The organism is Microcystis sp. LE18-22.4A (assembly GCF_027531105.1).
GTDB lineage: Bacteria > Cyanobacteriota > Cyanobacteriia > Cyanobacteriales > Microcystaceae > Microcystis > Microcystis aeruginosa.
Map to the genome: position 1 here is coordinate 23,287 of NZ_JAPZRB010000151.1, position 13,639 is coordinate 36,925.

Here is a 13,639-nt window from a genome sequence, read left to right on the forward strand (position 1 = left end):
TTTTATTCTCCTGATTCGGAAACATTATAGCTGATCGAGGCTTGCGGTGCGGCGGCGGGTTCGGGGACACCATCCCCTAAACGACGGGTAATAGTTCGACCGTATTGTTCTAAGACAATATAGGGGTTATCGGGATTAGTATCGATCGCTTTAACTAAAATTAAACCATTAGAGAGGGTAGAACCGGGGATAACTCGACGTTCCGTGGCTTCTCCGGGGGCTTTCACGATCGCCATAGGAGTGGTAGGTAACTGGACGATGCCCGATACTTGCACTTCTTCCGCTTCCGTCGGTTGCGGTGGTGGCGGCGGCGCTTTAACTATCGGTCCTCTGGGAGTGGCACGATTGCCTACGGATGCGGATGGGGGTGCGGCTGCGGTAGCCGCCGGAGTCCCAGCTGGGGGTTTTTCTTCCGCTGTAATCGTAATATTTGGTTGTAGGGGAAAGGGGGCAAAGGGATCGCTGCGACCGCGATTAATTTCTGCCCGTTTTTGGTCAGGATCGGTGGCGGGAATCAATCCCGCTACCCTTGGGGGGGTTGGTTCGGTGGCCGGTTGCACAGCACCGCTAAAGGCCGGTGGTTGGGCAGCCGGGGGACTAGGAGAGGGGGTGGGGGTTTCTTGGCTGGGCGGTGGGGATTGATTAGCTTGGTTAGAAGCTGGACATCCCACCAACAATAAAGCGACACTCCCCACCGATAGGATTAGCGGCAATTTTTTCATACGGAAACAAAGACGAAATAGCCCGGTCGGATAACCTTACATACTAACATAACCTATGTTTCCCAGAAATCTCGATGATAGGGGGAAAGTCAGGAGCTTTGCCCCGGTAGTCCAGTTTTAATACTGACTACCGGATTTGCGATGACCGATGGCGGTGACACCGTTACTATCCAAAACTTGACCCCGCTCGACGGTAGCATAGAGTAACCAGCGATCGCCGCAGAGTTGTCGCTCTTTGACCGTACACTCTAGATAGGCGAGACTTTCGCTTAAAATCAGACAGCCATTTTCCCCGACTTGGGTTTCTAATCCCGTAAAGACATCGCCGCCGGATTTGATGCGATTGGAAAAATGACGGCGTAAATTGCGCCCTTCCTTGAGAATATTCAAGGTAAAGGCGGTTCCCGAGTTAATTAGGCGATCGGCGGCTTGTTCGTCAGCAACGGCGATAATTAGCCCCGGGGGGTTAAAACTGGCTTGGGATACCCAAGAGGTCAGGAAACCAGCATGATCCTCGCCCTGACGAGTGGTGAGAACAGAGAGGGAACCGACAATCCGACCAACGGCCTGGGCAGTGCGATCGATTTGTGTTTCGGTCATTCCCTGTTGGGGAACCCGCAATTTTTTGGTTTTTTTCAAGGCCCTGGCGAAGGTTTCTCCAGCTAAATAACCTGCTTGTAAACAGCTTTCTGTGGGGCTAAAACGCACGCGCAAAGATTCAAAACCGAGGCGATAATTAGCATCTTTGAGTTTAGTTTCAATTAAATCTACAGCTTCCCCACTCCAACCGTAGGAACCAAAAACCCCGGCTAATTTAGTTTTTGCTGCCGTGGAAAGAACGATTCCTAAAGCGGTTTGGATCTGGGTAGGAGCGTGACCGGCTAAGGTGGGAGAACCGATAATAAATCCGTCACAATTTTCGATCGCTTGACTAATTTCGGCGGGGGTGGCAAACTCACAATTTATTGATTCTACGGCCAGATCATTTTCTAATAATCCTCGTTCGATCGAGCGGGCCAGGGTGGCAGTATTTCCGTAGGCAGAAGCATATAATAAAGCCACTTGTAGAGGTCGAGTTTTTTGTTCTTGACACCAATAACGATAATCGTGGGCAAGACGACTAAGACTATAACGAATTATCGGACCGTGGGCAGGTGCATAATATTGGGCGGGAAATTCTTTAATTTTGTCGAGGGCTGTTTCTACCGCTTTGGATTGCACGGCATGGAGACAATCAAAATAATAACGACGATCCACATCTAATTCTTTCCAATTTTTATCCCAAAGAGCGTCACTGCACAGATGTACACTAAAGAATTTATCGCTGTATAAAATTTGGGTTTTTTGGTCAAAAGTGCAGATACCATCAGGCCAGCGGGGCGTAGGGACATTAATAAAACTTAGTTGATGACCTTGCCCTAAATCAAGGATTTCATCGCTTCGTATGCCCAAAATTTGGGCATCGGGAAAGGCATTTTTAAGGGTATTGACGGCAGATTTAGAACAGAGGATGGTGATTTGATGGGTGGCGGCTAATAAGGCCTTTAAAGTGACGATACGGTTGGGATTAACGTGACTGAGAATCAGATAATCGAGACGATGTAAGGAGATATATTGACGAATTTCTTCTAAATAAATTTCCGTGAAGGATTCTCCAGGGGGATCGATTAAGGCGGTTTTATCGCCACAGATAAGATAGGAATTAGCCGTGGTTCCCCGTTGACGAGCATATTCTATTTCAAATTTTAATCTGTCCCAAGTACGGGAGCGAAAAACCCAAGTTTTATCGGCAATTTCTGCGGTTTGAACATCGCGGGAGCGATTATTGATAGCAGGATTGGGAATTAAGGTATTAGTGGTCATAATTGTTAAGTTGGGTGTTGGGTGTTGGGTGTTGGGTGTGGGGTGTGGGGTGTGGGGTGTGGGGTGTGGGGTGTGGGGGGAGTGAGGTTTTAGAGTTTTAGTTGAAATTACTCTATCTCCCCATTACCCTATTCCCCCATTTTCCTATCCCCTTCTAACTGATAACTGATAACTGATAACTGATAACTGATAACTGATAACTGACTAAATTTTGCTGTTTATTTCAGTTAATTCTTTAACTAAATGTTGACGATAACGTTCAGAAACTTTTTGTTCAGGATCGATACCTTCAAAGGTGGGAGGAAGCCAAACTCTTAACACCATTAATGTACCGAGAACTATTAGAAAAGCACAGGCAGCTAATACTTGTGTCCAATTAGTTTCTAGGACTCCTCTGACAATTAATTCTCGCAAAACCGAGACGATAGAAACTTCCACGGCAACACCGATAGAAACTCGTTTTTCTTGCAAATAAATAATCAACAATCGGAACAATTCTACTAGAATTAAGAGGAATAAAATATCGGCGGTAATAATCCGAAATTGAATCGGTGGCAGCAGAGACATAAACATTTCTCTGACTTCTAACACCATGAAGCTAAATAAACCGATACAGAGAGAAATGACAATTAAATCTTGAATCATTTCTAAGACTTGCACTACTCGCACCATCATTGGGGAAGGGTTTTTAATTGGTTCGTACATTTTATTTCTCCTAAGATTGATAGAATTGGATGTTTCAGTGATCAGTGAGCAGTAAACAGTAATCAGTGAAAAGAAAGCGGCAACTTCCTACTTAACACTATCCACTGAACAATCAAATCTGATAACTAAGTAGGTGGGTGGAATTAAATATAAGATGAACGTAGGTTGGGTTGAAGCATGAAACCCAACGCTCGATTATGTTACGCTACCGCTAACCCATCCTGCAAATAATTGTGCCTCCCTACTTAATAACTGATAACTGATAACTGATAACTGTTAATAATGGTTGCCAACTTTGCGATGATGGACAGCAGTTAAGACATCTAAACGGGCAACTCGTCCGGTATTAACGGTACAATAAACTACCCAATGATCGCCGCAATCTAAACGACTGGTGACTTCACATTCTATGTAAGCTAAGGCATCCGCTAAAATTGGTGATCCATTATTGGCAGTATAGGTTTTAATGCCTTCAAAACGATTGGCACCGGGAGAGAAACGCTTGAGGAAATGTTTCATTAATTTCTGGTAATTATCCTCAGCTAAAACATTTAAAACAAAGGTATCGCTAGGCTGTAAAAAGGATACCATTGCCCGATCTTTGGCCACTGCAATCGCCACACCTAAAGGATTTAAACTTGCTTGTGTCACCCAAGAGGCAATCATGGCACTAGATAAATCGGCTTTTTGGGAAGTAATTAGATACAATCCGGTACTAATACGGCCTAAAGCTCTTTCTAAGTCGTTGTTAATCGATTTAATTTGTTTAATCGTTTTTTCTCGGCTTAACCATTGGCCGAGGTCGGTTCCTGCTTCATCGGCAATAAAATCGAGGGATTGATTGGGATTGTCTTTAACTAAAAGAGGAGGAAAAGCTTCGATCGCGACCATTTCCTGTAATTTATTTCTCAAGGGAAAAATTGGTTCATCTTCCCCACCTCCTGACTCAAATAATCCTACCGCTTGTTTGCCATTAACTGCAGCAAGAATCGTGCTTAAAATCGTCTGGTTAGTCAGGGAAGATTGGGGAGGCATTCCGATGACAACTCCCTTAGACTGATTGATTAATTCTCTGACTTCGTGGGGATCAGCATTATTCATATCGACTAATTCTGTCACCACATCAGTTTTAGTCAAACCCTGACTAATCATAGTAGCTAAATGTTCGCTTTGTCCGTAATCTTGGGTAAAGAATATAGCCACTAAAGTATCGGCAGAAGTTTGTTCTTGACTCCAAGTTTGATAGCGTCCCACCCAATCAGAAATATGGTGTTTTAATAGGGGACCGTGACCAGTGGCAATGAGATTAATCTCAAATTTCTCGATTCTTTTAATTGCCCCTAAAACTGAACGAGCATTCGGTCGCATCAGACAGTTATAATAGGTTTGAAAATCGGCTTCTAGCAGGTCTTTTTCTCGATCGTAGATTTGATCATCACAAAAGTGCATTCCGAAAGCATCACAGGTAAAAAGGGTGGCAGTTTTAGCATCAAAAGTGAAGATAGTATCAGGCCAATGAAGATTAGGGGCTGAAACAAATTCTAAGACATGACCATTGCCTAAATCTAAAGTATCACCACTTTTAACGATTAACTGTTTAAAGGGTCTGTGTACCATGTTTTCGAGGAATTGCATGGCAACTTTTGCCCCAACCACGGTAACTTCTGGGACTAATTCCAAAACTTCTTTGACTAAACCACTGTGGTCGGGTTCGGTGTGACTGATAATTAAATAATCAAGATGATTGATGTTGATTAGTTTAGTTAATTCCTCCAGATAAAGGCGATCGAATTTGCGGTGAGATGTATCAATTAGGGCGGTTTTTTCCCCTTGAATAACAAAAGAGTTATAAGTGGTACCGTTTTCTAAACCAAATTCGATATCAAAACGATCGCGATCCCAATCCAAACAGCGCAAGGTAAAAGTATTTTCGGCGATTTCTTGGATTTGTGTGGTTAAACGGCTGGTTTTAGCGGGTTTTGGGGTGATTAAAGCAACCATAATTTTTATCTCCCACAGGATTTGATTCGGAACTGCATTTGCTTAATTCCTATGGTGACTTGCTTTCAGCGATTTGTAAAATACCAATTACTCAAGTAAATGATTAGCTAGATTTATATAACCTTTTCTCTATGATTGCGAGTATTAATTTGAGTGCTGGCCTTGCCGAATCAAGATCTGAATACTAAATCCGGTTATTAAAGACTGATTATTTATTGCCCCTTTTGCCTCTTGCATGAGTACCTTTTGCCTGTCCTCATAAATAGCCTATACTCAACGGATTTAGTATGAATAATAATTGTGCGTCGTATCCACAAGTTAGCTTAGTCCTCGGTTTTTAAAATTGCACTTTTACATATTTGTCAAGCTTTTTACATAATTCTTAATATTTATCTCGTTTTTGCTCTCTCGCTCTCCTCGGTTTTCTCGACCGAATCGCTAAAATGATTAGGGGGTGTTTTGTTTTCGATGTCAGTCTATGAGTGAACCTTTAACCCTTGAGGATATTTATCAGCTATTCCGCGCTGGCGAAACGTTTTTTTGTCTTAAAGTCAAGAAAACGGGTTTCTTCGAGAAACCCGTTTTCTTGGTAAACTTCGGGAAAGAAGAAGCATAAAAACGCTTCAAAATATTCGCTTAATGCTTTTTTTCAAGGTTCATCATAATTGGCGGTTTCTGATGTCATGTTTATTAAGATAATTTATTTAACATTATAGCCTTTTTCGTTTATGAGTAATTTCTGGAAGTCCCTAGCCAAAATAAATAAGACCCTAAACTATCTCCCTGTAACGCCTAAAAAAACGTTCATCTGTTGTGATCATTGGACAGCTTTTTATGCACTGCAAAAGCCCGATAAACACAATCATAAACCGTCTGTTGGATTCTCACAGCAATCTCTCCAGCTAAAGGAACTAATGAGACTTAGACAAAAAACAAATCGAGAAAAGCCTCAACTCCAATCCCCGCTTGGGATTTACTTCGAGAAGCCCAAAATCGCTGAAACCCAGATATATCAAGGAAAATCATAAATCGAGGTTAACCCTTTGTCCCGTAATGATTTGAGCCTTTTTTGCTGACCGAAAACGCCTAAGTCCCACTAACTGACTGGATTGATAAATTTGCGATAGATGTAACTAAGGATAATCCGACAAGGGAACTAAGGGCTAAAGATTTTAACAACATTTTCCTGTCCTCTTGCTGCGGGGTACAATGAAAACATTTTCCTTATGATAATTTCTGGAAAATCTTGTCAACAGACAGCCCGTCAAACTTTAATTTTTGTTGCCGATAACAAAAACCATCTACTAATAAAAATGATAATTCTTTACTTGTCTAACATTTTATCTAATCTTTCCTGAATCAATAAAGCCATGGAAGAACGCAGAAAAAATAAAGCAAATAACCCAGCTAAACTGAAGGGAATAATGGCCAGTTTGCTATAGTTGGTGTCTAATAAAAATATGGCTGAGATAATGCTAAATCCCAATAGACAGACATTAATTAATATTTTAATTCCCAGATAAATTCTTTTCAGAAGTCGTTCATTTTCCCGTGACTTAACTTGAAAAACTAAATTTCCTCGCTCGATTTTTTCCTCTAATTGACGGATCATTCTCTCGTTTTTATTACCTTTTTGCCATTGTTGTTTAAGAAAAGTGCGCGCTTGATTAGCTAGGGTAAGCATGGTGTTGGTAGTTCCTCCCGATACCGCTAGACTTTTCACAAAAGGTTGACTAGCTGCTAATAAATTATACTGGGGATCTAAAGAGCGGGCAATCCCATCCAAAGTGGTGACAGATTTAATAATAAAAGTCATTTGGGGAGGTAAGCGAAAAGGTTGCTGTTTAAACATTAAATACACTTGATCGCTAATTTGTTCAAAGGCCCTCACATCTACCGGTTTATCGCGAAATTCATCTAAGAGAAACTGCACGATATTTCGCACGGGTTGCAGCTCTACAACGGGTTCAATTAAACCCATATACATCAAGGTTTTTAAGACTGTTTCTGTATCCTTTCTCAAGATAGCGAAAAAGGTTTCAATCATTTGATCTTTAGCGACGGACTTTAACTCGAACATCGTGCCGAAATCGTAGAAAATTAACTCCCCTTCCTGACTGACTGCCATATTACCCGGATGGGGATCCGATTGAAAAAAACCATCCTGTAATAGTTGTTTGAGATAGGAACAGATCCCCAGTTGAATAATCCCATCTACATTAATACCGTTAGCTAGTAAAGTCTCTCGATCATCCACTTTAATCCCCGGCACATACTCCAAAGTTAATACCCTGCGGGTGGTATATTGCCAGTAAACTAAAGGAACTTTTACCTGAGGATAATTCTTAAAATTTTCCCGAAAGCGTTCGGCATTTTTGCCCTCATGAATATAATCGATTTCTTGAAAGAGTAGCTCAAAGAATTCTTGGTAGATAGCTTCTAAATTATATTTTTTCACCCCGGGGAAAATATTTAACCAACGGGTGAGACGATGCAACAATTCAAAATCGAGATTAAATAGTCCTTCCAGATTCGGTCTTTGTACCTTAATAACGACCTCTTCCCCACTTAATAACCGCGCTCGATGCACTTGTCCTAAACTGGCACAAGCGAGGGGAGACACGGTAAAACTTTCAAATAAATTATCTAGGGTTTGTCCTAATTCTGTTTCAATAACTCGGATCGCTTCTTGACTATTAAATTCGGGAACTCGATCCTGTAATTGGGTTAATTGTTCGATATATTCGAGCGGAATTAAATCTGCTCGCGTCGATAAAGATTGTCCAATTTTAATAAAAGTTGGTCCCAAATTAATGAGGCGATCAACTAACCATTTCGCTCTCCTTTGCCGTTTTTTGCCCCTATTAGCCCCCGTTAAACGATCCCAGAGCAAAAAAGTCAAAAACTGCATTGTAAAGCTAAATATCTCCAATTGACGAACAATCGGCGCTCGCAAGCTTTGCTGCCAATGTAAAGATTTGGGGGAATCAAAAGGAGTAAGCATCAGTTATCAGTTATCAGTCATCAGTTATCAGTGATCAGTGATCAGTGATCAGTTATCAGTTATCAGTCATCAGCAAAACCGATCTACAGCGTTTCTCATCAAGGTGAAGTATAAATTAAACCTTGCCGAAGTAAAAACTCCAGTTGCAAAAATGCAGATCATCTATCTGAGAAACGCTGTCAAGTATTCCGGAACTGTTGCCGAATTCGCCGGTAAAAATCCTGATTTTCAGCTTTTAATCTCTGGGACGAGGTAAACCGAGATCTACCGCTAGACGATGACCGCAAGCAAAACCGGAAAAGGCCACTGCGTTTAATCCTTGACCGGGGAAGGTACTATCTCCCACACAATAAAGATTAGGAATAGCTGTGCGATTAAAGGGCATTCCTAATAAGCCTAACAGTTTTCTTCGCGGTATTGGGCCGTAACTGCCATCGATTCTATTCAAAAAGCGGCGATGGGTGCGGGCCGTGCCAATTTCGATATAATCTAATCCTGTATCTAGTTTGGGAAAGAGTTTTTTCAGGCGATCGATGAGACGATGAGCAGCGGCCTCTTTTTTCTGTTGATATTCTTGGGGGGGCAGTTTTTGCCATTGATCAATCCAACTAGGGGTGAAAGTATGAATGATATGATGGTCCGGGGGTGCGAGGGAGGGATCGAGTAAGGTAGGAATAGAAACAAAGATAGTTCCCTGTTCTGCTTCCATATTTTCCCAATCTTCTAGTAAAATATGGTGACATTCGCTTCCTGACGGTAATACATCGGCCTTGACTCCCAGATGCAAACTGAGGAAACTGGGGGATTTTTGATAGCGTTTTTGCCAATTTTTTTCACTGCGGGGGAGAGATTCCGGGGGGAGTAGTTTCTCGAAGGTATCCCAACGGGTGGCATTAGAAACAATCTTTTTAGCGTAATATTCCTTACCATTGGTCAATCTTACCCCGATCGCCCGTCCTGCATCTAAAATAATCTTGGTAACTCTCGCTTGATACTGGATTTCACCACCGGCTTTTTCCAATCCCGCGACTAACTTGAGAGCAATCTGTCCTACTCCCCCTCGGGGATAGTTAATTCCGCCGTAATGGCGATCGCTAAAGACCATTCCCGCGTTAATCATCGGAGTGCGATCGGCGGGTACTACCGACCAACAATAACATTCCATGTCGATAAATTTCAATAATTTCGGGTCTTTAATATATTTTCTGGCCACATCTCCCGCATTTTGGGGTAAATACTTGACCAATCCCAAACAGGATAAGGGATGCTGGAAAAAAACCCTAGTCAGATAGCGGGGTTCTTCCAGCGATAGTAAATCCATACTATTGAGGCAATTAAACACCTGCCAGCATTCATCGTAAAAGCGCCGGATACCGGTTTTTTCTGCGGGAAAATGGCTAATTAATTCCTGTAAAAATTGTTCGTAGTCGCGATGAACTTTTAAGTCTAATCCGTCCGGGAGATGATAATGAATCTGGACGGGATCGGCAATGGTTTCGATACTCATATCCACCGCTGCCAAAGCTTTGGTTAAGAGGTTAGTCGTCCCCTTTTTGCCAAAACCAAAAATCATCGAAGCACCCACATCAAAACGATAACCCTCTCGTTCAAAATAACCCGCGCTGCCCCCCGGGATCAGATAACTCTCTAAAACTAAGACTTTTGCCCCTTTTGCCGCTAATTGCGTCGCTGTCACCAATCCCCCGATTCCCGACCCAATCACGATCGCATCGTACTGATTACTCATAACTTGACTCGATAAATTTTTGTGTCAATTCTTGATTTTAACCTTGACTAGCGGTGATTTATCGGCTAGTTTGCGGGAGCAGAAAATTTTTGGGGAGAGATGAAAAGTTGGTAAAAGGAAAAAAAGTCTTGACAAATCCCGCCACTTGACATAATTGGGTTTGGGTGATATCATCTCCGGAAAGACGGGCAGCTCGGCAGCTCTACTGTTATCAAGAATATATTGGCTCTTCTTGTTTCTGTGTGGAAGCAAGAAGAATAGGGATAATTTTCTGGAAAGATAGTCTTCAAAGCCTTGCCTAGCAAGACTACTAGAAACGATAAACACTGATTATCACACCAAGTCGGGGAGAGCCAAACATCATTTTACCTAAAATTAATTAATCAATTGGATAATGTATAGAAAACTGGCCAACAAAATCCTTAAATTAGCTAATTCCCTATCTAGGTCATCGAAGCGATCTCTTTTAATGGTCACCGATTGCCTTATTTTTAGTCTAACCATCTATCTAGCCTTCTCTCTCAGGTTTAATCTTAGCCTCGAATATCAGCAAATTAGACCTTTTTTAGGGGAAATATTGGGCTTAATCGCCATTAAAACTCTAGTTTTCTATCTCAAAGGTATTTACCGTCCCGTAGTACGTTATACAGGATTAGAGTTTCTTTCGTCCGTAATGCAAGCGGTTCTCTATAGTTCAGGGGTTTTAATCAGTCTGGCCTACTTTCAAAGGGATGCCTTTTTGCCGCGTTCAGTCCTGATTATCGACGCATTGTTAACCCTAGTATTGGTTATTGGGGTGAGATTGTTGATTCGTTCTGTCTTTCACCGTCTGAATATTTACGTCAGTAGTGTAGATAAGGAACCGACAATTGTTATCTATGGTGCGGGGGTTGTGGGTTGTCAATTAGCACGTTCCCTACAAAATGACCCCCACTATCGTTTATTGGCCTTTGTTGATGATAATCCCGATTTGCAGCAGCGAGTTATCCAAGGCATTAGGGTTTATTCCCCCTCTCAATTGACACTACTGCACCAAAAACGGGCCTTTGACTGGGTTGTTCTCGCTATTCCGAATGTAGCCAAGGCCAAAAAGCGGCAAATCATCGAAAGTCTAGAAACTTTACCCATCGTCATCAAAACCGTCCCTCCCCTCTCAAAAATTTTATCGGGAGAAGCGGCCATCAATCAGATTCGCAGTGTCGATGTCTCGGAATTATTAGGACGGGAAGAAATTCTACCCCATGCCGAACTTTTGGGAAAAAATGTCACGGGTAAAGCGGTGTTAGTCACTGGGGGGGGCGGTTCCATCGGTTCGGAATTATGCCGACAAATCGCCTTCCTCAAGCCAAAATGCTTGGTAATCTACGAATTAAACGAGTTTTCCCTCTACAAAATCGATCTCGATTTAAGTGAAAATTATGCCGATTTACGCAAGTATGCCTATCTAGGCAATGTTCTCGACCGCAATCATCTGGCCCGAGTCATCCAACAACACCAGATTGAGACAATTTATCACACGGCCGCCTATAAGCACGTTCCCCTTGTGGAAGCCAATGCTAGTCAGGGGATTTACACTAATGTTTGGGGAACCTTAAATGTCGCTCAGACCGCGATCGAGAATTCAGTTAGTAATTTAGTTCTCATTTCCACCGATAAGGCCGTCAGACCGACTAACATTATGGGGGCCAGTAAACGCTGTGCTGAGTTAGTCGTGCAAGCTTTGGCCGCTTTACCCGACACTTCCACCTGTTGCGCTATCGTCCGCTTTGGCAATGTTCTCGATAGTAGCGGTTCCGTGGTGCCGCGTTTCCGGGAACAAATCGCCCAACGTAAGAATATTACCCTCACCCATCGCGATATTATTCGCTATTTTATGTCTATTCCAGAGGCGGTGCGTTTGGTTATACAAGCAGGAGCCATGGCCCGAGGGGGTGAGGTATTCCTGTTAGATATGGGTGAACCGGTAAGAATTTACGATTTGGCCCTACAGATGATTCGTTTAAGTGGCTTGGAATTAGGACAAGATATCAATATTGAAATCACAGGATTAAGACCAGGGGAAAAACTCTACGAAGAATTATTAATCGATACCGATAAAGCTCTTCCCACCGCTCACCCAAAGATTTTTTGCGCTCATGAACACTTTCTTGCTTGGGACAAATTGCAAATCAAATTAGAGCAACTGCTTAATTATATTCAACTTAATGACCGTCAGGGCTTAGTTAAGTCCCTACAAGATTTAGTTCCTGAATACCGGACCCCGCAGCAAATAGCCGGTAATTTGTCAAGTAAAAAGTGAAAAAGAGGAGTTTTAGCGAGTGCATCCCACATTTGCAGAAATACCGACAATTAGCAATTATCAGTGACTCTTAAATTAGTACAAAAATATGAACAATCGCGTGTAAGCATCCCACCGAAAAACTAATGCGCTCCGGGGTTTGGGCCCCAACGGGGGGTTTGGGTAGGGTTGATTCATGAATCAACCCTACTATCACTCAACCCTAGGGTTGAGTGATAAAACCGAAAGTAACGCCCAATTTTAGGAGAAAGTTTCCCCTTAAAAATCCCAAATTAGTAGATTTACCAAAATGAGATGCACCCCCTGAATACTGATAACTGAATACTGGCTCCCCAAAACGAAAACTTCGCACCTCACCCTTAAGATAACTGCTATAAATAGACTTTTAATAACCAAAGAAAGAAAGGAATAGTCAGAAAACTAGCAAGGGTAGTGACCACAACTGTGCGGGCCATTAAAGCGGCTGAACCACCGAATTCTGTGACTAAAATGACGGTATTAACGGCGGTGGGCATGGCACTCTGTAGGATAAGAATTTTTAGATCCATACCAGTTAATCCTAAACTACTGCCGATCGCAAATGCCAAAAGAGGAGCGACTAAAAGACGCAAACCGGCTCCTAATAATTCTAATTTACCGATCGCTAATTTTTGCTGAGATAATTGAATACCTAGGATAATTAAAGCCAAAGGAATTGCCGCTTGTCCTAGATAGCTAATACTTTTATCTAATTGCAGGGGAAGATGAAAAGAGAAAGTTTGAAAGCTAATGCCGATAAAAATTGACCAGATTAAGGGCAAGCGAAAAACTAGGCGAAATCCTGAAAGAAAGCTTTTTCCTCGCAAATAAGCGGGACTAATACCAAATAACAGAATACTAGAGCCAATCATATAGATTATCGCTCTTTCCAGTCCGGCCGCACCCAGGGCAAAACTAGCCACAGGTAAACCCATATTACCGTTATTAGGCATCACGGCGGCAGCCATGAGGCTTTTGCGGGTATCATCATCGAGACTGAGACAATAGGCGATAATTTCGACGACAATCACTATTACCAGTGAAATAAGGGCAAAGCCTAGGAGAATTAAACCGATATTGCTGCCGGATAAAGTGGTGCGATAGAGTCCATCAATCACCAAAGCGGGAGCAAGAATATACACCGTGATTTGGGAAAGGGAATGCACTTCAACGGTGAGAATTTTTCCTGCTATCACACCGATGAGGATAATAAAACCCACTGGAATAATAGCGGAGAGAATAGCAAGCATTAATCAAGTAAAAAGTAAATAGTACATAGA

General features: G+C 42.3%; 9 protein-coding genes. 2 read left to right on the forward strand and 7 right to left on the reverse strand.

The genetic code is table 11. The features are described 5' to 3' along the window. Positions 1 to 2: 2 nt before the first annotated feature. The 4 genes from O9295_RS06925 to O9295_RS06940 all read right to left on the reverse strand — a co-directional run bounded on the left by O9295_RS06925 (position 3) and on the right by O9295_RS06940 (position 5,291). Positions 3 to 722, reverse strand: coding sequence for a hypothetical protein (locus tag O9295_RS06925; protein WP_288032463.1), 720 nt, complete (start codon positions 720 to 722; stop codon positions 3 to 5). Between the two features lie 117 nt (positions 723 to 839). Further along, entirely contained in the window at positions 840 to 2,585 is a 1,746-nt protein-coding gene (locus O9295_RS06930; RefSeq protein ID WP_288032465.1) for a diflavin flavoprotein, read from the reverse strand. A 204-nt stretch (positions 2,586 to 2,789) separates the two neighbouring features. Beyond that, positions 2,790 to 3,290 (reverse strand): phosphate-starvation-inducible PsiE family protein, encoded by a 501-nt coding sequence (locus O9295_RS06935; protein WP_002763297.1) that lies wholly within the window; start codon positions 3,288 to 3,290, stop codon positions 2,790 to 2,792. A 276-nt stretch (positions 3,291 to 3,566) separates the two neighbouring features. Continuing rightward, a complete protein-coding gene (locus tag O9295_RS06940) occupies positions 3,567 to 5,291 on the reverse strand; it encodes a diflavin flavoprotein (RefSeq protein WP_288032466.1) in 1,725 nt (574 codons plus the stop codon). A 478-nt stretch (positions 5,292 to 5,769) separates the two neighbouring features. On the opposite strand from O9295_RS06940, the gene O9295_RS06945 reads away from it, so the two are divergent. After that, positions 5,770 to 5,907, forward strand: coding sequence for a hypothetical protein (locus tag O9295_RS06945; protein WP_170915387.1), 138 nt, complete (start codon positions 5,770 to 5,772; stop codon positions 5,905 to 5,907). 708 nt (positions 5,908 to 6,615) lie between these two features. Here the strand turns inward: O9295_RS06945 and O9295_RS06950 are convergent. Together O9295_RS06950 and crtH are read right to left on the reverse strand one after the other, a co-directional pair. Next, complete coding sequence (locus O9295_RS06950; protein WP_288032467.1) at positions 6,616 to 8,295, reverse strand: ABC1 kinase family protein; 1,680 nt, start codon at positions 8,293 to 8,295, stop codon at positions 6,616 to 6,618. Positions 8,296 to 8,530: 235 nt separating this feature from the next. Then, entirely contained in the window at positions 8,531 to 10,042 is a 1,512-nt protein-coding gene (gene crtH / locus O9295_RS06955) for a carotenoid isomerase (protein WP_288032468.1), read from the reverse strand. A gap of 394 nt (positions 10,043 to 10,436) precedes the next feature. On the opposite strand from crtH, the gene O9295_RS06960 reads away from it, so the two are divergent. Then, positions 10,437 to 12,341: a polysaccharide biosynthesis protein gene (locus O9295_RS06960; RefSeq protein WP_288032469.1), complete on the forward strand. Its 1,905-nt coding sequence runs from the start codon at positions 10,437 to 10,439 to the stop codon at positions 12,339 to 12,341. Between the two features lie 371 nt (positions 12,342 to 12,712). On the opposite strand, the gene O9295_RS06965 is transcribed toward O9295_RS06960, so the two are convergent. Beyond that, positions 12,713 to 13,609: an AEC family transporter gene (locus tag O9295_RS06965; protein ID WP_288032470.1), complete on the reverse strand. Its 897-nt coding sequence runs from the start codon at positions 13,607 to 13,609 to the stop codon at positions 12,713 to 12,715. Positions 13,610 to 13,639 lie beyond the last annotated feature (30 nt).

Excerpts from the sequence above, each read along its gene's own strand:
- O9295_RS06950 (WP_288032467.1), bottom strand. The coding sequence starts at position 8,295 with ATGCTTACTCCTTTTGATTCCCCCAAATCTTTACATTGGCAGCAAAGC.
- O9295_RS06925 (WP_288032463.1), bottom strand. The coding sequence starts at position 722 with ATGAAAAAATTGCCGCTAATCCTATCGGTGGGGAGTGTCGCTTTATTG.
- O9295_RS06965 (WP_288032470.1), bottom strand. The coding sequence starts at position 13,609 with ATGCTTGCTATTCTCTCCGCTATTATTCCAGTGGGTTTTATTATCCTC.
- O9295_RS06960 (WP_288032469.1), top strand. The coding sequence starts at position 10,437 with ATGTATAGAAAACTGGCCAACAAAATCCTTAAATTAGCTAATTCCCTA.
- O9295_RS06935 (WP_002763297.1), bottom strand. The coding sequence starts at position 3,290 with ATGTACGAACCAATTAAAAACCCTTCCCCAATGATGGTGCGAGTAGTG.
- O9295_RS06930 (WP_288032465.1), bottom strand. The coding sequence starts at position 2,585 with ATGACCACTAATACCTTAATTCCCAATCCTGCTATCAATAATCGCTCC.
- O9295_RS06945 (WP_170915387.1), top strand. The coding sequence starts at position 5,770 with ATGAGTGAACCTTTAACCCTTGAGGATATTTATCAGCTATTCCGCGCT.
- crtH (WP_288032468.1), bottom strand. The coding sequence starts at position 10,042 with ATGAGTAATCAGTACGATGCGATCGTGATTGGGTCGGGAATCGGGGGA.
- O9295_RS06940 (WP_288032466.1), bottom strand. The coding sequence starts at position 5,291 with ATGGTTGCTTTAATCACCCCAAAACCCGCTAAAACCAGCCGTTTAACC.